This window comes from Yoonia maritima (assembly GCF_043641945.1).
GTDB classification, from domain to species: Bacteria; Pseudomonadota; Alphaproteobacteria; order Rhodobacterales; family Rhodobacteraceae; genus Yoonia; species Yoonia maritima_B.
In genome coordinates, this window is the sequence record NZ_JBHZRX010000002.1 from 98,345 (window position 1) to 119,175 (window position 20,831).

Sequence of the window (20,831 nt, forward strand, 5' to 3'; positions counted from 1 at the left end):
CAGCTTTGCGCTAAACGCCGTTCTTTTGCAAGAAACCCACAAGCGCGGCTGTCGATCCGTCTTTGCCTTCGGTCGCTTGTGTCCCTTCGACAACAGGTTGCAGTGCAGTCGCCAGCTCTTTACCCAATTCCACCCCCCATTGGTCATAAGAATTGATGCCAAGCACGACACCTTCAACAAACACGCGGTGTTCGTATAGGGCGATGATCTGACCAAGCATGAATGGGTCCAGCTTCGGATATGCAATTGTCACTGATGGGCGGTTGCCGGGAAATACCCGGTGCTTGGCTTGACGCTCAAGCTCTGCGCCTTCGAATTTGTCAGCAACTTTTCCGCGCGCTTCGTCCAGATCCCGCCCACGCATCAACGCCTCGGATTGCGCGAGGCAGTTGGCGACCAGCAACTGGTGCTGATGATGTAGCTCATCTTCATGACCACGCGCCGCGACAAGGAATTCGCATGGGATCACGCGCGTTCCTTGGTGGATCAGTTGATAGAAAGCGTGTTGACCATTGGTCCCCGGTTCGCCCCAGACAACAGGCCCGGAGTGCACCTCTAGTTCAGCGCCATCCATGCTGACGCCCTTACCGTTACTCTCCATCTCGAGCTGTTGAAGATAAGCCGGTAAACGACTGAGAAGATTATCATAAGGCAGCACTGCTCTTGTAGAATATCCACAAATCTGATTGTGCCAAATGCCAACCAGAGCAAGGAGCGCTGGTACGTTTTCATCCCATGCCGATGACTTGAAATGCACGTCCATCGCCTGACCACCACGCAAGAACGCACGGAATGCATCGTCACCAATCGCTATCATCAATGACAACCCGATCGGGCCCCACATTGAATAGCGGCCGCCGACCCAATCCTCGAAACCAAAGACGCGGCTAGGATCGATGCCGAATGCAGCGGTCTTGTCTTCCGCCGTCGATAGCGCGGCAAATTGCGCGCCAGTATCCGATACCGACTGCGCCATCCACGCCTGCGCAGTGCGGGCGTTGGTCATCGTCTCGATAGTCGCAAAGGTTTTTGACGCAACAATCACCAACGTCGTAGTTGGATCGCAATCGCGTAGCACGCCTGCAATATCCGCAGGATCAACGTTGCTCACGAAATGGCAGCGTGGGCCGTCATGATATGGCGCGAGTGCCTTAACAGCCATTGCGGGACCAAGATCAGAACCACCGATACCGATGTTGATAACATCCGTGATCTTTCCACCCTGCCCGGCAAAACTGCCGTCGCGCACAGCGGTCGCGAATACAGACATGCGGTCGAGCGTTTCCAAGACGCCGGGCATAACATCTGCGCCATCAACCTTGACCGGGCCACCATCAAGGTTACGCATCGCTGTGTGCAAAACTGCGCGGCCTTCGGTTTCGTTAATCGGCGCACCCGCAAACATTGCGTCACGCTTTTGAGCAACATTTGCTTGCTCTAGCAGCTCCACCAGCAATGCACGGGCAGTCGTGTCGATGTTTGTCTTTGCATAGTCGAACAACATATCCCCGGCTTGTGCCGAAAATTCACTTGCGCGTTCTACATCTACAAGCGTTTCAAATCGACGATCTACGACAGAGGCGTGATGGGTTTTCAGCTTCTCCCACATATTATTTCTCCGCCCAGTGTACGGTCGTGCCATTCAAAATTGCCGCGACGGGCGCTTCTGAAGGCGACAATGTCTGCGCTCGCTCAAGAGCTGCGCGTTTTTCAGGGCCGACGATCACAATGTGTCTGCTGATTGCTGCGTTCAGGACAGACGCCGAAAGCGTGATACGCGGTTCTGGCGCACCGGGAGCGCGCATCGCGACCAAACGGTCATCGCCGTGAAGCGCCAATTCTAGCTGGTCTGCGCCGGGGAAGATCGACGCGGTATGCATGTCCGCGCCCATGCCTAGCAAGCAAACAGAAATCGGCAATGCCGGATCAAGGGCGGCTGCCAATTCGGGTAGCTTTTCTTCGGGGGTTTCCGCGTCTGCGTACAGCGGCATGTACTGTGCCGCTGCGGCGCGATCGACGAGCAGGCGCTGGCGCAACAGACGCGTATTCGAACGATCAGAAGCTTCGGGCACCCAACGTTCATCTGTCAGCATCACATGCACGCGCGACCAGTCCAGATCAACACTGCACAAGCTGTCGAAAATGGGCCCTGGTGTTGTACCGCCCGGCACCGCAAGCGACGCAGTATCATGTGTCAGCAACGCGTTCTTTAGCTCTCCCGCCAAAGTATCCGCCAAGTTCATCATCATCATTTCCGCATCGGGATATTCGAGCAGTTTCATCTGGCCGCGCCCTCCTTAAGATCAATTAGTGCATTAGATATGAAGCGTTACGCTTTGATTTCGCGCCACTTTCTACCATCACGGTGCATCATCGCCATGGCATCTTCTGGGCCAGTGGAACCGGCATCATATAGCTTTGGCACGTCGTTGCGTGCCTCCCATCCGTTGATCAACGGATCAGTCCAGCTCCAAGCAGCTTCCACTTCATCGCCGCGCATAAACAGCGTTTGGTTTCCGCGGATGACGTCCATAATCAAACGTTCGTACGCGTCCGGCACTTCTTCCGCATCAGGGCCAAGCGCATCGGCAAATGACATGTCCAGCGGCACGTCAATTAGACGCATGCCACCCGGGCCAGGTTCTTTGATGGTAACCTGCAAATCCATGCCTTCGTTCGGCTGCAAACGAATTGACAGGATATTCCGGTGACGTGCCTCGTCGCCCTCAAAAATTGAATGCCCAAGATCCTTGAACACGACGGTAATTTCCGAAGAACGCGCTTTCATGCGCTTACCGGTCCGCAAATAAAACGGCACCCCTGCCCACCGCCAGTTCGCGATTTCACATTTCATCGCGATAAAGCTTTCTGTGAACGAGCGGGGATTTTCTGCATCTTCGCGATAGCTTTTGCCATCATATCCGGCATCATACTGACCACGGACAATATGATGCGGTTCGACGGGTTGTAGCGCACGAATTACTTTTAGCTTTTCATCACGAACTTCGTCCGCGCCGAATTGGCTCGGTGGCTCCATAGCGATAAGGCACAATAGCTGCATCAAGTGGTTTTGCACCATATCGCGCATCGCGCCGGATTTATCGTAGTAAGCACCACGCCCGCCTACCCCGACCGTCTCGGCCACTGTGATTTGGATATGGTCAACGTAGTGATTGTTCCAAAGTGGCTCGAACAGCATATTACCAAACCGAACGGCCATCAGGTTTTGAACCGTTTCTTTGCCCAGATAATGGTCAATACGATAGATTTGGCTTTCGTCGAAATGGGTTGCCAAAGTCTCGTTCAGCGCGCGCGCTGTTTCAAGGTCGCGGCCGAACGGTTTTTCAACCACGATCCGACTTTGCGCATTCGCAATGCTATTTGTGTGTAGGCGTTCGGCCAGATCACCGAACAATGACGGCGCAACCGAAAAATAGAATGCTTGAACGACATCCTTACGCACGATACTCGCTAGCTCAGCCCAGCCACCTTCGCCTTTGGCGTCGATCGCGACATAGTCTAGCGTCGCAATAAATGCCTCTAAGCCTTTGGAGTCGTGTTTTTCTTCGCCACCGAATTCGGCCACAGCTGCGGCAATCATCTGGCGATAGCCAGCCTGATCCAGATCAGATCGAGCAGCACCGATAATACGCGATCCTTCGGGCATTTGCCCTGAACGGAAGCGGCGGAACAGGCCTGGCAAAATTTTACGGCGAGCCAAATCACCGGTCCCGCCAAAGATGACAAGATCAAAAGTTTCAACGGGAATGACGCGAGAGACCATAGCTTACTCCGCTTAGTTTGGGTACGTTAGCGCTAACGTCGCGTGTCTAACCCGCGAAGCAAAACAAGTCTAGCACCAGATAGCCTTAAGCTTCTAGTTCTGCATCCCAATAAAGGAAATCGACCCAACTTTCATGCAGGTGATTGGGCGGAAATTTGCGGCCTACGTTATGCAGCTGTTCTGTCACAGGCTGCCGAGGCGGCTTGCGCAGGCTCATCCCACATTGTTTTAAAGACTTTGACCCCTTCCGCAGATTGCATGGTGAGCAGGCTGCGACAACATTTTCCCAGCTTGTCACGCCACCAGCTGCACGTGGCACGACGTGATCAAAAGTTAAATCACCTTTTGCGCCGCAATACTGACAGCAAAACGAATCTCTTAAGAACAGATTAAATCGTGTGAACGCGACCTGTTTGCGGGGTTTCACAAAATCCTTCAGGACCACGACACTGGGGATTCGGATTCTTGTCGTTGGGCTGTGAACGTATTCGTCGTACTCACTGACGATATCGACACGGTCCAGCCACGCTGCCTTGATCGCATCCTGCCATGGCCACAAGGACAAGGGGTAGTATGACAATGGCCGATAATCCGCATTTAGCACCAAAGCTGGATACTGCTTTAGCGCTGCGGGTTCGCGTACGAAATCAGTTCGAAAATCTGCCTGCGTCATATCTCACATCCCACACCACGAAGTGCGGGAACTGTGCAAAGCGGCGTTCCCGCAGTCCTCTTAACTAAGGACTATATATCGCGTCAGAAATGTGACAACCCCCAGCATCTACCGAGAATTGTACAAAATATAGGCTAACTAGGCCGCTTTTGGCCAACCACGCATTATGACCCGTGCCCGTCCTTCAAGCTTGGCCCGATCCAAAGCACGTTCAGCAAAACGCAAAAGCGTTTCAATCGACGGCTGCCCCCGCGCGACCACCGCACCAACCGAGATGGTCGCGCGCAGGACTTGGCCTCTGGTACAGACTTGGATACCGTCTTTTAAACGCTCAGCAATCTCACTCGCTGCCTCCGCAGGAACCCCTGGCAGGTAGATCGCGATTGCCGCTCCATCAAGGCGTCCAATAACATCAGAATCGCGAGTTAATTCGCGGCAACGCTGCGCCAGCGCCATCAAACAAACATCACCTGCGCCGCGCCCGTGGTTACTGTTGATTGCACTCAGGTGATCGATATCCAGCACAAGCAATACACCGTTTTGTGAAACAACCCTCGTTGCCGCAGCACAAAAGGTCCGTCGATTGAGAAGCCCAGTCAAATTATCCAAAGCGCCAATAGCGCGGACTCTACTCTCTAAATGCCGAACTTTTGTGATCGCGTATGAGAACACTGTGCCCAGCACCGCGACGAACAAGACAAAAAGAATAGGTCGTGCGTATTGCACCACACTTAATCGCCCCCAATACGCGGATTGCGCTAGGGCCACTGCAATTAGGATCAAACATAATAAAGACAACCGCAGCGCCCACGCCCGCCCAAAACGAGGCGCGCGTAATTCTAAGGCCTGCGGATAGAACATATTTGAAAACCCCTGCTATATTAGTCGCACGCAAGCATTCTTGCGCACGACCAGTAAGGGCTTCGTTAACAGCGTCTAATAATCTAACAAAAACTACCGAATGCCAAAACGATCGCGCATGAACGCAAGCGCGACCTGTAAACCGTCGGGTGCGATCCCGTGACCAGTGCCCTTCATAATATGGGCGAATACCTCTTTCCATCCTGCACCCTGAAGCGCTTCGGCAGCTTGCGGCAGCGACTGCGGTGGAACGACGTCGTCTGCGTCACCATGAATAAGCAAAACGGGTGGACGACACTGAGCTTCATCCGCCAAGAGCTCGGGCTCAAGCAACCGACCAGAGAACGCGACGATTCCCGCAACAGGATCTTCACGGCGCGGCACCACATGCAGCGCCATCATTGTACCCTGCGAAAAGCCTAGCACGATCACCTGCTCGGGAAGGAGATCCTCATCGACCATGACGCCATCTAGAAACGCGTCCAAATCAGCGGCAGCGCGTTCTAGCCCTGCTCGGCTTTCTTCCTCGGATGAACCGTCAATCCATGGGATTGGAAACCACTGAAACCCCATTGGGGAACCGGCACAATCCTCTGGCGCGTCAGGCGCGATGAACAGCGTATCAGGCATATGTTCACCCAGCGGATCCGCGAGGCCGATCAGATCGGCGGCATTCGCACCATAGCCGTGTAGAAATACCACGCAGGACCGTATGTCGCCCGAAATTGGTTCGCGCCGCTGCGCCTCAAGTGCCCGAGTCATCTGATACCTTCTCGTTGTTTGCTTTGTTTGTAGTAGGCCCACATGATCCGCGCCGCAACCGATCGCCACGGCGACCAATCCATCGCCAAGTCGCGCAAGGCGCGTTCCTTTGGGCGCTCATCCAGATCAAAAATCAACCTAGCGGCTTCTTGCAGCGCCAAATCACCCGGTGCGAACACATCAGCCCGACCGAGCGAGAACATCGCGTAGATTTCAGCGGTCCATATACCAATGCCCGAAACTGCGGTTAATGTTGTGACGACATCATCGGTGCGCATCTTGCGTAACAGGTCGAAATCAATCTGCGCATCGGCTAGAGCCTTGGCGTATTTTGCCTTTTGGCGGCTTAACCCAAGCGCACGCAGACCTTCATCTGACGTTGACGACACCGCTGAAGGCGTAACCATCCCTGCCGCATCAAGCCGCGACCAAATTGCATTTGCTGATGCAACACTTACTTGCTGACTAACAATCGCGCTAAGCAACTCAGCAAAACCATCGGGCTTTCGCCGAAGCGGAAGTGGCGGCACCCCCTGCATCGCTATAGCAAAGCGGGGCTCGTGATTACACAACCATGCGGCACCTTCAGCAACGCAATCAAGCGAATGGATCACCCGCTCATTCATAACGCTTTCACCCATTCCAGCGCAGATTGGACATTATCGACAATTGACCAATCGCCACGCGGCGGTCGCGCTATCATCAGAACAGGGATACCCAAATGGTTTGCCGCCGTCAGCTTTGTCCGGCTCGCGGCACCGCCTGCATTTTTCACGACCAAACAGTCAACGCCCAGTGCCAAAAACAATTGCATCTCATCCTCGACCGAGAACGGAGGTCGCCCCACTAAAAAACGCCCACCTTTGAACGGAAACGGGTCACTTGGCGGGTCAATCTGCCGGCAGATCACTTCCCTGGCCTCAAGATTGGCGAAACGATCAAGCGTCTGACGCCCAGTCCCCAAAAACACGGTTGCCCCCACCGGAATGTGGTCAACTGCATCTTCTTCGCACGCAATCTCGGTCCAGTCGTCACCCGGTTCCGCCGACCAGCCTGGGCGTAACAGCTGCAAGTAAGGCATTCCAATATCCGCGCAAACACGTGCCGTTCGTGTTGTGATGCGATCGGCGAATGGATGGGTTGCATCTAAAACCGCCGAAATCGAATTCTGTGTTAAATAGTCACGAAAACCTTGTTCTCCGCCGAAACCACCCACGCGGCTTGGCATTGGCAGTTTGTCGGGCGAACGTGTCGCCCCAGCTAGAGAAATAATAGCGTCGGTTCCCTGCAAGGCCTCTGCCAATCGCCGGGCATCGCCTGTCCCACCAAGTATCAACAAGGTCATTCCGGTGCCTTTGCAATTATCTTTCCAGCGCGGTCGATCACAACTGTATCAATTAAACATTGATCACCGACCACGGCCTGGGCTTTATCGCGGGCCTGTTGTGCGATGCGGGCAGCGAGTGGCGCACCTGCAATTTCATAGGCTTCCAGCGCTGTGTTCGCACCACTAATACGCGGGTTTCCGGCCCAATCAGCCAGAACATCAAAATCCACCTGTGACCGTGAAGAGTGTAAATCAATCGCGCCTTGAGCCAGCTTTGCCATTTTTCCGATGCCGCCGCCGATGGTCACGCGATCAACGGGATGCTTGCGCAAGTACTTTAGCAGGCCACCCGCAAAATCACCCATGTCCAGCATAGCGTGATCAGGCAAACTATAAAGCGCCTGCACTGTGCGTTCTGACGTGGCACCAGTGCATCCGGCGACATGAGTCAGACCACCCGCACGCGCCACATCGACACCCCGGTGGATCGACGCAATCCAAGCAGCGCATGAAAACGGGCGGACAACGCCAGTTGTTCCAAGGATAGAAAGCCCGCCTTGAATGCCCAGCCGTGGGTTCCACGTCTTTTGCGCAATGGTCTCACCATCTGGTATCGACACTTCGATTTGCACATCTGGCGATTGACCATATTGCTTCGACATTTCGTCAACTACGGCGCACATCATTTGGCGAGGCACCGGATTGATAGCTGGTTCACCTACGGCGATTGGCAAACCCGGTTTGGTCACAACCCCTACGCCCTGCCCGGCCTGAAACTCAATACCGCCATCCGACTGACGGACGGTAACGACGACTAATGCACCATGTGTCACATCCGGATCATCGCCAGCATCCTTCGTTATGCCAACACGCGCCCAGCCTTCACCTGCTTCAGCCAACGCCAACGGAAACACAGGCTTTTCACCCTTCGGCAAGGTGATCCCAACCTCGGTCGGAAACGCGCCACCCCAAAGCTGGTTCAACGCCGCCTTTGTAGCGGCAGTCGCACAGGCACCTGTGGTCCAGCCACGGCGCAACTCTCCGGTTGGTTTCCTTGTCATCAGTGCGACTATAGGCGGGCATCGCGATGCCGCCAATCCGCAATCGTTGGTCGTTTGGCACCTTTCCAAGCCTCGCGTTCAACGGCATAAAGGGCGCATGACGCATACACCTGATCTTCCCTCCTTCGCATGGCCGCAAATGGAACCCGGCTGGGTCTGGCTCTGTGGCGCGGGCCCCGGCGACCCGGGCCTTTTGACGCTGCACGCGGCCAACGCTTTACGCCAAGCAGATGTGGTCATCTACGATGCGCTCGTCCAAGAGGCTATTTTGGACTGGGCACCGCAGGCCGAACACATCTACGCAGGTAAACGCGGCGGAAAACCGTCAGCCAAACAACGCGATATCTCGTTGCAATTGGTCGATCTGGCCCGCGCAGGCAAAAAAGTACTCCGGCTCAAAGGCGGCGATCCCTTTGTCTTTGGCCGCGGCGGAGAAGAGGCACAAACTCTCATCCAACATGACGTCCCCGTACGGATCATTCCGGGTATATCAGCGGGTATTGGCGGGCTGGCCTATGCCGGCATCCCAGTCACCCACCGAGACGTAAATCAGTCAGTCACTTTTGTGACCGGTCACGATCAGTCAGGTAACACTCCGGGTTCGCTCGACTGGGAAAGCATTTCCAAAGGCTCCCAAGTCCTCGTGATCTACATGGGAATGAAACACATCGCCCAGATCGCATCCAAGCTACTGGATGCGGGGCGCGGATCGGACGAACCCGTTGCCGTGGTTACCTCTGCAACCACCCAAGATCAGCAGGTGCTCGAAACGACACTTGGAACAATGGTCGACGACATCGCCAAATCCGGTCTAGAGCCACCGGCGATCATCTGCGTCGGCAAATCCGTTCTCATGCGCCAAGTCCTCGACTGGCAAGGCATGGCCGAAGGAAAGCCACCGCGCAACCTCGACCCGTTAGGGCGCGGCCGCCCCGCAGAAACAGCCTGATGCCTATCATCTTGCCGAAAATACTCCCGCCGGAGGCAGCGCAACGCCTCAGCCAGTCATGAGCTTTGTGATTGCCGCACCGTCATCGGGCAGCGGCAAAACAACCATCACGCTTGGGCTTCTCCGGGCTATCAGCCGAACAACGCCCGTATGTGCTGCAAAATCCGGCCCCGATTATATCGACCCGCGATTTCATGAAGCGGCATGTGGCCAGCCCTGTCTAAATCTTGACGCTTGGGCAATGTCACCGGCCCGGATCAAATCGCTCGCTGCTGGCGACATTCCCTTGATTGTCGAAGGTGCGATGGGCCTGTTCGACGGCGCACCACCAGACAGCAAAGGCGCAACCGCAGACGTCGCACGTATCCTCAACCTTCCTGTCGTTTTGGTGATTGACGCAGGCCGGATGGCTGGGTCAGTCGCAGCCCTTGCGCAAGGGTTTATTAATCATGACCCAGAACTGAACGTGGCAGGCGTCATCTTAAACAACGTCGGCTCTCCGCGTCACGAAGCCATGCTAAGGCGTGCACTGTCAGGAGTAACAGTCTTTGGCGCAGTTCCGCGCGCAGCCGGATTGACGCAACCATCAAGACATCTCGGCCTTGTTCAGGCACAAGAACGACCTGACCTCGAAGCATATCTGAATACCGCAGCAGACCTTGTTGCCGCTTCGGTCGATCTCAACGCGCTAATAAAACTTCATAGCTCGCCACTTCCGCCCTGTAAGGCCGCAACAATCCCTCCCCCTGCCCAGACGATCGCAATCGCCAAAGACGAAGCCTTTGCCTTTTGCTACCCACATCTTTTGGATGACTGGCGCAGGGCTGGTGCATCACTTTCGTTTTTCTCGCCACTCGCTGACGAACCTGCCCCAAAGGCAGATTTCATCTACCTGCCCGGCGGCTATCCAGAGCTTCACGCCGGACGGCTGGCCAACTGCCAGCAGTTCCTGAACAGCCTACGCACCACAACCGCCCAGATTTTTGGCGAATGCGGGGGGTATATGGTGTTAGGGCAAGCATTGATCGACGCAGAAGGTGTCACCCATAAAATGGCCGGGCTACTGGAGTTAGAAACGTCGTTCGCCACACGCAAACTGCACTTGGGTTACCGTCAACTGCAAGGGTCGCACGGTCCGATGCAAGGCAGATGGGCAGGCCATGAATTCCACTACGCGACCACAGTGCGCGCCGAAGGCACTCCGCTGTTCCAAGCCCAAGACTCCGAGGGCAACGACCTTTCGCCAATGGGGCTCATCCGTGACAATGTATCAGGTTCATTCGCGCATTTGATTGACGCGACATAAAGGGCATTGCCACTGCCCTATTCGGTGCTTACCGATACGAGTATGGATTATACAAACGATACCCGCGCGAAACGGAACGTTGCCGTTCTGGTCATGGCCCAAGCAATCCTGGGCGCCCAAATGCCAATGATTTTCGTCATTGGCGGGCTTGCCGGTGGGATGCTCGCGAGTAACCCATGCCTTGCGACCCTACCGATTTCATTCATCGTCTTTGGATCCATGACAACGGCACCATGGCTAAGTCCATTGATGCAACGTAATGGTCGGCGTTTTGGATTTTTCATTGGGGCATTCGCGGGTGCTATTGGCGCACTGATCTCAGCCTATGGTCTTTACACCGCATCCTTTCCGATCCTCCTTGCAGGATCATATTTCACCGGCATCTATATGTCGGCACAGGGTTTTTTTCGTTTTGCCGCCACTGACACCGCGTCCGATGCATTCCGCCCCAAGGCGATCTCATACGTCATGGCGGGCGGGCTGCTTTCCGCAATCATCGGACCACAGCTGAACAAAGTCGTCCAAGACGCTTATGCCGTGCCATTCCTTGGCAGCTACCTTGCGGTCGCTGCTCTGAACCTGGGTGGTATGTTGCTGTTCTTCTTTCTGGACCTGCCCAAGGGAACAAACGGCACCCCAACAGCAGTCGACGCACCTGTTGGGCGTGGTCGGCTGGAATTGTTGCGCGAACCTCGCGTGATGGTCGCCATCATCTGCGGCATGGTATCATACGCGCTGATGAACCTTGTGATGACATCAACCCCGCTTGCAGTTGTGGGATGTGGCTTTGACAAAAACAACGCCAATGACATTGTATCTGCCCACGTGTTGGCCATGTTTGTACCCTCGTTCTTTACCGGTCATCTGATTGCACGCTTTGGGGTAGAACGCATCGTCGCGACCGGTCTCGTAATCCTTGCTGGTGCTGGCGTTGTCGCGCTATCTGGCGTGACCCTCACCAACTTCTACGCAGCACTAATCCTACTAGGGCTTGGCTGGAACTTTGGCTTTATCGGCGCGACAACAATGCTCGCTGGTGCACACCGCCCGGAAGAACGCGGTGTGGTCCAAGGTATGAACGACATGATCGTCTTTGGGATGGTGACAATCGCGTCGCTTGCGTCCGGCGGACTGATGAACTGTTCAGGCGGTACCGCAGTCGAGGGCTGGACCGCAGTGAATCTCGCTATGATCCCATTCCTCGTACTTGCAGGCGGATCGCTGATCTGGCTCGTGCGACAGCCGACGACAGCGGCCTAACGCCACCATCCGCGCAGCGCGACATTGGTAAACCGCAAGTGTTCGCGCAATGGCGGCAACCCAAGTGCGCCACGTGCAACTTTGCCCGGCTCATTGTGAATTTGCCGCAGAACGGGGCGGGCCAGATATCCCGCGTACAAAACTGGCGCAGCATCAACCGCGATAGTCTTCCGTTTCTTAATCGCTGCTGTCAGCCGTGCCTCTGCACTTTGCGCAAGGGCAAGTACACCCGACTCGGAGCCATCCAACAGTGGCTTGCGCCCCCGTTCTTCTAGGTCAGGAATGGCACGGAACATATTGGCGGCCCCCACACCATAGGCAAAATCCCGGATAACAGATTCATCGCCCTGTCCTAAAAGACGCGCAGCAGTCCACATCAGATGTCCCGATGTGGCATCGATATAGCTATCGAAGTGCGCTGTATCCTCGAATGGGTCTTTATAAATATCCCAACGACGCGCTGCGATCAAACCATCCAATAGCGTCGCACCTTCGACATCCAAAACCTCAGCCAAGGCGTCAACAACTTCGTGCTTGCGTGGTTTCGCATCACCCGCAATTTCCTCAAGCGCGTCACGCCACCATTGTAATCGCATCTCTGCGATCATCGGCTCTTCTGTCACCCAAGGCGCACGTGCGACCTCAACGTTAAAGGCGTAGAGCGGAAACAACACACGACGCGCAGCAACAGGTGCCGCCATCGTCGCGCGGAAACGTTCTGGGTCAGCCTTTTCGACCAAAGCGGCACACGCATTCAGGCTCATCGCACTATCATCTTGCCAAAAATACTCAAAAATCAGACCTTCGCGCCATCACGGATCAGTTTCCAATTGATCGCATCAACCAGCGCATCAAACGAAGCATCTACGATGTTGGCGCTGACGCCGACAGTCGACCAACGTCTTCCCTGAGCATCTTCTGAATCGATGATTACCCGTGTCACAGCCTCGGTGCCGCCATTCGTGATACGCACCTTAAAATCAACCAGCTGCATATCTTCGATATACTGCTGATAAGGGCCCAAATCTTTGGACAATGCACGCGATAGCGCGTTGACTGGACCTTGGTCACTGCCATCCGGGCCTTGGCTTTCTGATACGTTCAGAAACCGTTCGCCATTGACCTTGGTCACCACCACCGCCTCTGACAAAGACACCATCTTGCCGCGCTTGTTTTTGCGACGCTCAATCGTCACGCGATAGCGTTTCACTTCAAAAAATTCAGGCAACCTGCCCAGTTCTTCGCGGGCAAGCAATTCAAAGCTGGCCTGCGCGGTATCATAAGAAAACCCTTGAGATTCTTTCTCTTTGATCCGCTCAACAATCCGTGCGAGCGCCGGATTTCCCAGTTCGACCTCGATCCCTGCGTCGGCCAAACGCGCCTTTAGGTTCGACTGCCCTGCTTGGTTGGACATCGGCACGATACGACTGTTGCCAACGGCTGCTGGATCGATGTGTTCATAGGTCGACGGGTCTTTGGCGATGGCCGAAGCATGCAAACCAGACTTATGCGCAAAGGCGGACGCCCCAACATAGGCCGCCTGTTTCGCAGGAACGCGATTCAAGATGTCATCCAGCATACGTGACGCCTTACGCAGTCCTTTCAGCGCATCAAGGCTGACACCCGTTTCAAACTGGCTCGCGAATGGTTCTTTCAACAACAACGTCGGGATCAGCGTGGTCAGATTGGCATTCCCGCAACGTTCGCCCAAACCGTTCAGCGTGCCCTGCACCTGACGACAGCCAGCCATAACAGCGGCCAGCGTGTTAGAAACCGCGTTTTCAGTATCGTTATGCGTATGAATCGCAAGGTGATCGCCCGGAATACCACTTGCAATGACAGCGGTTACAATCTCGGTCACCTCATGCGGTAGCGTGCCACCGTTGGTGTCACACAGTACGATCCAGCGCGCCCCTGCACCATAGGCTGCATGAATAGCCTCGAGCGCATAAGCGGGGTTCGATTTATAGCCATCAAAGAAATGCTCCGCATCGAACAGCCCTTCGCGCCCGCGTTCTTTCAAATAGGCAAAGCTCGCGCGCAAGTTTTCAGTGTTTTCTTCCAGAGTGATGCCAAGCGCGGTCGTCACATGGAAGTCATGCGATTTGCCAACCAAACATACGGCAGACGTCCCGGCATTCACTACACCGGCCAAAATATCGTCGTTTTCTGCTGACCGACCTAGCCGTTTGGTCATCCCAAAAGCTGTCATCGTCGCGCGCGTTTCCGGCACATCGGCAAAGAACTCGGTATCGGTCGGGTTCGCACCTGGCCATCCGCCTTCGATGTAATCGAGACCCAGTTTATCTAGAACCGCTGTGATCTGACGCTTTTCATCCGCAGAAAACTGTACGCCTTGGGTCTGAGCCCCATCGCGCAGCGTCGTGTCGAATAGGTAAAGACGTTCTTTAGTCATCACAGATCCCCCAGCTTAGCCGCGTCAAAATCTGGACCGGGTGCCCAAGTCGCCTGCCCGCCCACGTCAGTGACCTCTACACCTGCGGCGTTCAGGATATCACGGACCTCATCTGCACGATCCCAATCTTTGTTTGCGCGCGCTGTCGCACGATCCGCCAGCAACGCGTCAACACGTGCCGCAACGGCTGGCGCGACATCAGGTCCCGCCTCGCCACCGTCAAACATCGGGATGTCAGACCAATCATTGACGAGCCCCAGCATTTCCAAACCATGCGCAAAACCTGCAAGTGCTGCTGGTGTTTTGCCCTTAGACAAAACATGCAGCCGTGCCAGTGCACCGGGTGTATTCAGATCGTTGCCCAACACACCGATAAATTCAGCATCAGCTTCCCATTTGCCATCAGCCTGCAACGCCTTGATCAGATCAGGACCAAAGCCGTGCCCCTGCAAAATGCCGTACCATTTACGCAGCGTTCCGTCGGCCTCTGCCCGGCGAGATTCGGTCCAGTCGGTGGTTTTTCCGTAATGTGTACCCAGCATCACCAAGCGGATCACTTCACCGGGGATACCCTGATCCAGCAGGTCGCGGATGGTAAAAAAATTGCCCAAAGATTTGGACATCTTCTTGCCCTCGACCTGAAGCATTTCATTGTGGATCCAATAGCGTGCAAATTCACCTTCTGGGTGGGCGCAGCAGCTTTGGGCGATCTCGTTCTCGTGGTGCGGGAATTGCAGATCATTGCCGCCACCGTGAATGTCAAAGCTCTCGCCCAGCAGATCATAAGACATGGCCGAGCATTCGATATGCCAACCCGGACGGCCATAACCCCAAGGGCTGCTCCACCCCGGCACGCCATCAGCTGATGGTTTCCACAGCACGAAATCCATCGGATTACGCTTATAGGGTGCCACCTCAACACGCGCACCAGCGATCATGTCGTCCAGCGACCGGCCAGAAAGTGAACCGTATTTATCATAGCTTTCGACGGCAAACAGCACGTGACCATCGCCGGCATATGCATGCCCCTTGTCGATCAGGTCTTCGATCATCGCGATCATTTCAGCGATGTAGTCAGTCGCGCGCGGTTCGTGCGTCGGACGCATGGCACCCAGCGCATCCATATCATCATGATACCAACCGATGGTTTCAGCCGTGATATCGCCAATCTCGCGACCACTTTCGGCGGCGCGTGCGTTGATCTTATCATCCACGTCCGTGAAGTTACGCACGTAGGTCACATGATCCGCACCATAAACATGGCGCAGCAAGCGAAACAGCACGTCAAACACGAGAACATTGCGCGAATTACCTAGGTGGGCACGATCATAGACCGTCGGGCCGCACAGGTACATCCGCACGTTCTTTGGATCGATGGGAACAAATTCCTCGCGTTTGCGGGTCTTTGTATTTTGCAGCCGGATAATAGTCATAACGCCTCACGCACGGGTTTCGCCGGCGGGCTTACCAAGTTCAGCATTCAATTGAAACGTGAAAGAGCAGCCCGCGACAGATGTCAGCAGGTAATAATGCAGCAGATAATGATGCAGATGCTCTTCATAGTGATCGAAATAGCAGCTAAGCGATCAGCCGTCCAGCATTTCGACCATCTTGGAAATTGTATTTAGATTGCGCGCCGTCGCCGGGCCGATGCAGGATTCCATATTGGCCATCAGCTTGGATCGCCCCACCCCTTCGGGCGCAAAGAACCATACCGTCCGGTCGATAATCGCGATTTGTTCGGTTGCGGTTTTAAGACAGTCAATTTTGTCCTGATTTACCGCGGGGTCATTTAGGCACAAAAATGCGTGTACTTTGTTGCCTGCCTCATCCGGGAATGGGCAAGACGACGAAATCGCACGCATATTCATTTCTGGGAGGACCAAAACAGGCACTTCAAAGCCAAACTTTTGTTTGATGGCCGCGCTGATCTGCGCTGCGACATCAGCCGCAGCACTATCAGTTTCAAACACAAGATTTCCCGATGCGATGTAGCTACGGACGTCCGGATCATTGGTCACTTCGCGGCATAGTTCACGTAGATCAGCCATCGGAATCTTACAGTTCCCGCCAACATTGATCCCGCGTAAGAATGCGACGAACTTTGCCATGCTTTTTCCTTTTGTCGCCATCACAATGGCACGGCGACATCTCAGGTCAAGCCTCGGGCGGTCTAACTATAGCTGACAACTTCGAATTCGACGCCGTCATCGTCATGAAAATAGAACCGGCGGCCGGGTTCGTAATCCGCATGGCTGTGCGCTTCATAACCCATCGCACGCACTTTTTCTTCAATTGTATCAAGGTTATCGACGACAACGCCAATGTGGTTCATTGCACCGCGGGTGGCGTAGTTTGCGTCAGATTTGGGCACTGTTTGCTTTGGGTCTTTGCCGGAATAAACAGCGACATAGCTGTCATCCCCACCGACGTGCACCGTATAGCCCGCGCCAGCCATGCCCTCGCCTTCCCAGCGGATACGCCAGCCAAATAGTTGCTCCAACATACGCGCGGTGCTTTTGGGGTTAGAGACGGTGATATTGATGTGTTCAAGACGGCTCATGTTTAGGTTCCTTTTCAGTTTGCCAATCATACGTTCAAGCAATCCACGCCGCCGGACAGATGGAAGCATGACGCTTTCATCTGTGTGACCCCAACCAAACCCGTCATGACGAAGGGCCGCAGCAGCACGGCTATCTGAAAGATAAAATCGTTGGCTAGAGTTATACATTGGCGTTTCTCACTAGATTTCTTCAGTGATTCAGGTTGTAATTTCTCAAGTTAACTTGAGATCAAGGATTATTTTCATGGCTGAAGGTTTATCCATCGGGGACTTGGCTGAACGCACAGGGTTAGCCGTCTCTGCGATCCGGTTTTATGAAACGCATGACATCGTCAAACCACTTAGAAACAAGGGTGGACATCGTCGGTATGGGCGTGCGGATATCAGACGTCTGTCATTCGTGATGGCCGCGCAAACGCTTGGCTTTCCGCTCGCCGAAATCGCAGAACACCTACGCGCCCTGCCCGATCACAAAGCGCCCAACAAGGCAGATTGGACCCGGATCAGCAAAACCTTTCGCGCAAAAATAGATGCTCGAATCGCGGCAATGGAGGAACTGCGCGACAAATTGGACGGCTGCATCGGATGCGGATGCCTAAGCCTGAAAAGCTGCGCGTTGTATAACCCGGCTGACATCAAATCGCGCGAGGGTCCTGGCCCGCGAAATTTGACCAAGCTACCGACTTGACTTTAGTCGGCGTGTGTCATTCCCATGCGGAATGGAACTCTCTGAACGTATTACGAATATCACCGCTGGCGGCTCTGACGGCTGGGACACATTTTATCGCGCAAGGCGTATGATCGCGGATGGAATCCCCGTGACCGAGCTCAACATCGGTGAACATGACATTCGCACCCACCCCGACATTCTGAACGCCATGCATAGCGCGGCGCTCGGCGGGCATACGGGCTACGCTGTTGTTCCCGGGACTGACAGCTTGCGCAGTGCAATCGCCCAACGAATCCAAGCGCGAACAGGTGTGCCAACCACCGCCGCCAATATTCTTGTGACACCGGGTGGTCAGGCCGGACTGTTCGCCGCGCATAACGCTGTATGCAACCAAGGCGACACCGCGCTTTACATTGATCCCTACTATGTAACGTATCCCGGTACGATACGCAGCGTCGGTGCTGTACCAAAGGCAATTATCACGACACCCGACACAGCGTTTCAGCCGACCCGTGCCGCGTTAGATACGGCAGCGCCGGGTGCGAAATCTCTGTTAATCAATAGCCCGAACAACCCAACGGGTGCTGTCTATTTGCGCGCTACGATGGAAAGCATCGCCGCCAGTTGCCAGCAACACGATCTTTGGCTGATCTCAGACGAGGTGTACGACACCCAAGTCTGGGACGGCGAGCACATCAGCCCCCGCGCCCTACCCGGCATGGCGGAACGCACGTTGGTTGTTGGTTCAATGTCCAAAAGCCACGCAATGACCGGTAGCCGCGTTGGTTGGGTTTGCGCCCCAGAGCATGTCATCAACCATCTGATTAACCTTGCCACCCATACGACCTACGGCGTTGCTGGGTTTGTTCAGGACGCGGCAGAGTTTGCTCTTGGCCAAGGCGTGTCGGTCGAAGAGACCGTGGCTGCGCCGTTTCGGCGGCGGCGCGAGCTGTCACTAAGTGTTCTGGCAGGTCAGAACGCAGTTCGCGCTGTACCTGCGCAAGGAGCCATGTACCTGATGCTTGATATCCGCGCGACCGGACTATCTGGCGAAGGCTTCGCCAATGCGCTGCTGGACGCCGAACAGATCGCGGTCATGCCCGGCGAAAGCTTTGGTGCGGCAGCCGCAGGTCACATTCGGGTTGCCATGACAATTGACGATGATCGCTATGTCGCCGCCCTGAAACGGCTGATCGCCTTTGCCTCTGATATGGTCAAACAATAGACGCCCGATTTTAGGCGGCACGACAGCCCAGAATCGCCTAAGCTGTTTTCATGCTTATGACCTTGCCAGATGACGACACGCTTTATGCAGCGTTGCTTGCCCGCGATGCGGCTTATGATGGAACCGCATTTGTAGGGGTTTCATCAACTGGCATCTTTTGCCGCCTTACCTGCCCTGCACGTAAACCAAAACGCGAAAACTGTAGCTTTTACAGCAACGTATCAGATTGCATTGATGCAGGTTTTCGGCCCTGCAAGCGATGCCATCCGGTCGCCCCTGCAGCGCAGAACGACCCCGCAATTGCCGCTTTGCTTGCGGCATTGGACAGTGATCCGGCGCGGCGCTGGTTTGAAGCTGATATTATCAGCATGGGATACGATCCTTCGACGATCCGGCGCAGTTTTAAGCGTCACTTTGGCATGACGTTTCTGGACATGGCGCGCCAAAGGCGGCTGGCCAACGGATTTACTGCGCTAGAAACTGGCAAGGTCATCGACGCCCAATTAGAGGCCGGTTTTGACAGCCCCGCTGCGTTCCGTACTGCGTTTGCTAAACTGCTGGGAACCCCGCCAAACAGTTTCAAAACTGACGCCATGTTACGTGCCGCAAATATCCCGACACCGCTGGGTGATATGATCGCAGTATGCGACAAACGCGCGCTGCATCTTTTAGAGTTTGCAGACCGCAATGCCCTGCCAACCGAATTAGCGCGTCTTCGTAAACTGACTAAAGGTGATATCGGCCTTGGTCGCTTTGACACAACGGATCAGGTTGAAACCGAATTGGCTGCATTCTTTGCTGGTGAAAGTGCCACTTTCGCAGTCCCTTTGGTTCTACACGGCACGCCATTCACGCGCCAAGTCTGGAACGTTTTGCAGCAAATCCCAGCCGGGGAAACCCGTAGTTATGGTGCGCTCGCGCAAGAGATCGACGCACCGGCCGCCAGCCGCGCCGTGGCCCGCGCCAATGGTGCGAACCAGATCGCACTGATCATCCCGTGCCACCGTGTGATCGGCGCGGACGGGTCGTTGACTGGATACGGTGGCGGCCTGTGGCGCAAACAGCGTTTGATTGATCTAGAAAAGACATATGCACAAAGGAATTTGAAATGACCCACCCCGGAGAAACATTTCGTGCCCTGCACATCGCGGGCGACCCATTTATTTTGGCCAACGTCTGGGACCGAGGCAGCGCTAAGATGATGCAGGTGATGGGGGCCAAGGCGTTAGCAACCTCATCCGCGGCACATGCGTTCACCATGGGGCGGCCAGACGGCGGCACCCTTACCCGGGATGAGGCGCTTGCCCACGCGAGCGATATCCTTTCCGTCGCGACGGTGCCCGTTCAAGGTGATTTCGAAAACGGATTTGGGGACAACCCTGAAGACTGCGCCGAGACTGTCCGCTTGGCTGGCGAAATTGGGCTAGCGGGTATCTGCATTGAAGACACGATCCTACCGGGCGATAGTCCCTATAATTTTGACCTTGCGGTTGAACGGATACGCGCCGCCGCCAGCGCCGCACGTGCGTTAAGCGACGATTTTGTCCTGACCGCGCGGGCTGACGGGATTATGATCGGGACCTACGATACCGACGAAGCTATCAAGCGCTTGCAGGCTTTTGCAGATGCAGGTGCCGACTGCTTGTACGCCCCGTTACCACCTAACATGGACGAATTGGCCCGCATCTGCCGGAGCGTAGACAAACCGGTAAATGCACTGGTTGCTGGCGACTTTGCCGCGAACAGTTTGGCCGACTTCGCGTCCATAGGCGTCGCGCGTTTATCACTTGGTTCGGCCCTTGCGCGGGTTACGCATCGCGCAATCTATGATGCCGGGCAGCAGATGTTCGGTGGGGTATTTAGCGCATTACAGAACGGGATCAGTAGCGACACAATTGATGAGATGCTGAAAGAATAGCAAAGGCCCACAGTTTTCACTGTGGGCCTAGCAGTTCATCCGTATGAGACCTCAGG

General features: G+C 55.1%; 21 protein-coding genes. 7 read left to right on the plus strand and 14 right to left on the minus strand.

Annotation, left to right across the window (positions count from 1 at the left end; genetic code table 11):
• Positions 1-10 precede the first annotated feature (10 nt).
• The 9 genes from pgi to ACHUEV_RS04090 form a co-directional block, all read right to left on the minus strand.
• Entirely contained in the window at positions 11-1,609 is a 1,599-nt protein-coding gene (gene pgi / locus ACHUEV_RS04050; RefSeq protein ID WP_394177783.1) for a glucose-6-phosphate isomerase, read from the minus strand.
• A gap of 1 nt (position 1,610) precedes the next feature.
• Positions 1,611-2,282, minus strand: a complete 672-nt coding sequence (gene pgl / locus ACHUEV_RS04055) for a 6-phosphogluconolactonase (RefSeq protein WP_394177784.1) — start codon at positions 2,280-2,282, stop codon at positions 1,611-1,613.
• A gap of 47 nt (positions 2,283-2,329) precedes the next feature.
• A complete protein-coding gene (gene zwf / locus ACHUEV_RS04060) occupies positions 2,330-3,784 on the minus strand; it encodes a glucose-6-phosphate dehydrogenase (RefSeq protein WP_394177785.1) in 1,455 nt (484 codons plus the stop codon).
• 85 nt (positions 3,785-3,869) lie between these two features.
• Entirely contained in the window at positions 3,870-4,457 is a 588-nt protein-coding gene (locus tag ACHUEV_RS04065) for an HNH endonuclease (protein WP_394177786.1), read from the minus strand.
• Positions 4,458-4,595: 138 nt separating this feature from the next.
• Positions 4,596-5,318: a GGDEF domain-containing protein gene (locus tag ACHUEV_RS04070; RefSeq protein ID WP_394177787.1), complete on the minus strand. Its 723-nt coding sequence runs from the start codon at positions 5,316-5,318 to the stop codon at positions 4,596-4,598.
• A gap of 93 nt (positions 5,319-5,411) precedes the next feature.
• Positions 5,412-6,080, minus strand: coding sequence for an alpha/beta hydrolase (locus ACHUEV_RS04075; RefSeq protein WP_394177788.1), 669 nt, complete (start codon positions 6,078-6,080; stop codon positions 5,412-5,414).
• Entirely contained in the window at positions 6,077-6,721 is a 645-nt protein-coding gene (locus ACHUEV_RS04080; RefSeq protein WP_394177789.1) for a DNA-3-methyladenine glycosylase family protein, read from the minus strand. Before ACHUEV_RS04080 ends, ACHUEV_RS04075 begins: the two co-directional genes overlap by 4 nt.
• Complete coding sequence (locus ACHUEV_RS04085; RefSeq protein ID WP_394177790.1) at positions 6,703-7,425, minus strand: cobalt-precorrin-6A reductase; 723 nt, start codon at positions 7,423-7,425, stop codon at positions 6,703-6,705. Before ACHUEV_RS04085 ends, ACHUEV_RS04080 begins: the two co-directional genes overlap by 19 nt.
• Positions 7,422-8,468 (minus strand): cobalt-precorrin-5B (C(1))-methyltransferase, encoded by a 1,047-nt coding sequence (locus ACHUEV_RS04090; protein ID WP_394177791.1) that lies wholly within the window; start codon positions 8,466-8,468, stop codon positions 7,422-7,424. Before ACHUEV_RS04090 ends, ACHUEV_RS04085 begins: the two co-directional genes overlap by 4 nt.
• 97 nt (positions 8,469-8,565) lie before the next feature.
• On the opposite strand from ACHUEV_RS04090, the gene cobA reads away from it, so the two are divergent.
• The 3 genes from cobA to ACHUEV_RS04105 are packed head-to-tail and all read left to right on the plus strand — an operon-like array spanning position 8,566 to position 11,983.
• Positions 8,566-9,417 carry a uroporphyrinogen-III C-methyltransferase gene (gene cobA / locus ACHUEV_RS04095; protein WP_394177792.1) on the plus strand — a complete coding sequence of 284 codons (852 nt, stop codon included), beginning with the start codon at positions 8,566-8,568 and terminating at the stop codon, positions 9,415-9,417.
• Positions 9,418-9,475: 58 nt separating this feature from the next.
• Positions 9,476-10,723: a cobyrinate a,c-diamide synthase gene (locus tag ACHUEV_RS04100; RefSeq protein WP_394177793.1), complete on the plus strand. Its 1,248-nt coding sequence runs from the start codon at positions 9,476-9,478 to the stop codon at positions 10,721-10,723.
• Positions 10,724-10,765: 42 nt separating this feature from the next.
• Entirely contained in the window at positions 10,766-11,983 is a 1,218-nt protein-coding gene (locus tag ACHUEV_RS04105) for an MFS transporter (RefSeq protein ID WP_394177794.1), read from the plus strand.
• On the opposite strand, the gene ACHUEV_RS04110 is transcribed toward ACHUEV_RS04105, so the two are convergent.
• The 5 genes from ACHUEV_RS04110 to ACHUEV_RS04130 all read right to left on the minus strand — a co-directional run bounded on the left by ACHUEV_RS04110 (position 11,980) and on the right by ACHUEV_RS04130 (position 16,962).
• Positions 11,980-12,747 (minus strand): squalene/phytoene synthase family protein, encoded by a 768-nt coding sequence (locus ACHUEV_RS04110; RefSeq protein ID WP_394177795.1) that lies wholly within the window; start codon positions 12,745-12,747, stop codon positions 11,980-11,982. The genes ACHUEV_RS04105 and ACHUEV_RS04110 overlap by 4 nt on opposite strands.
• Positions 12,748-12,779: 32 nt before the next feature.
• Positions 12,780-14,399 (minus strand): citramalate synthase, encoded by a 1,620-nt coding sequence (gene cimA, locus ACHUEV_RS04115; RefSeq protein WP_394177796.1) that lies wholly within the window; start codon positions 14,397-14,399, stop codon positions 12,780-12,782.
• Positions 14,399-15,832, minus strand: coding sequence for a cysteine--tRNA ligase (gene cysS / locus ACHUEV_RS04120; RefSeq protein ID WP_394177797.1), 1,434 nt, complete (start codon positions 15,830-15,832; stop codon positions 14,399-14,401). Before cysS ends, cimA begins: the two co-directional genes overlap by 1 nt.
• 153 nt (positions 15,833-15,985) lie before the next feature.
• Complete coding sequence (locus tag ACHUEV_RS04125) at positions 15,986-16,510, minus strand: DUF1697 domain-containing protein (protein ID WP_394177798.1); 525 nt, start codon at positions 16,508-16,510, stop codon at positions 15,986-15,988.
• Between the two features lie 62 nt (positions 16,511-16,572).
• Positions 16,573-16,962, minus strand: a complete 390-nt coding sequence (locus ACHUEV_RS04130) for a VOC family protein (protein ID WP_394177799.1) — start codon at positions 16,960-16,962, stop codon at positions 16,573-16,575.
• Positions 16,963-17,206: 244 nt separating this feature from the next.
• On the opposite strand from ACHUEV_RS04130, the gene soxR reads away from it, so the two are divergent.
• Genes soxR through ACHUEV_RS04150 form a run of 4 tightly spaced genes read left to right on the plus strand, consistent with a single transcriptional unit; the run spans position 17,207 to position 20,775 of the window.
• Positions 17,207-17,650 carry a redox-sensitive transcriptional activator SoxR gene (gene soxR / locus ACHUEV_RS04135; RefSeq protein ID WP_394177800.1) on the plus strand — a complete coding sequence of 148 codons (444 nt, stop codon included), beginning with the start codon at positions 17,207-17,209 and terminating at the stop codon, positions 17,648-17,650.
• 31 nt (positions 17,651-17,681) lie between these two features.
• Entirely contained in the window at positions 17,682-18,857 is a 1,176-nt protein-coding gene (locus ACHUEV_RS04140) for a pyridoxal phosphate-dependent aminotransferase (protein WP_394177801.1), read from the plus strand.
• 50 nt (positions 18,858-18,907) lie between these two features.
• Positions 18,908-19,969, plus strand: coding sequence for a bifunctional transcriptional activator/DNA repair enzyme AdaA (locus ACHUEV_RS04145; RefSeq protein ID WP_394177802.1), 1,062 nt, complete (start codon positions 18,908-18,910; stop codon positions 19,967-19,969).
• Complete coding sequence (locus ACHUEV_RS04150) at positions 19,966-20,775, plus strand: isocitrate lyase/PEP mutase family protein (RefSeq protein WP_394177803.1); 810 nt, start codon at positions 19,966-19,968, stop codon at positions 20,773-20,775. Before ACHUEV_RS04145 ends, ACHUEV_RS04150 begins: the two co-directional genes overlap by 4 nt.
• The last annotated feature ends 56 nt before the right edge of the window (positions 20,776-20,831 follow it).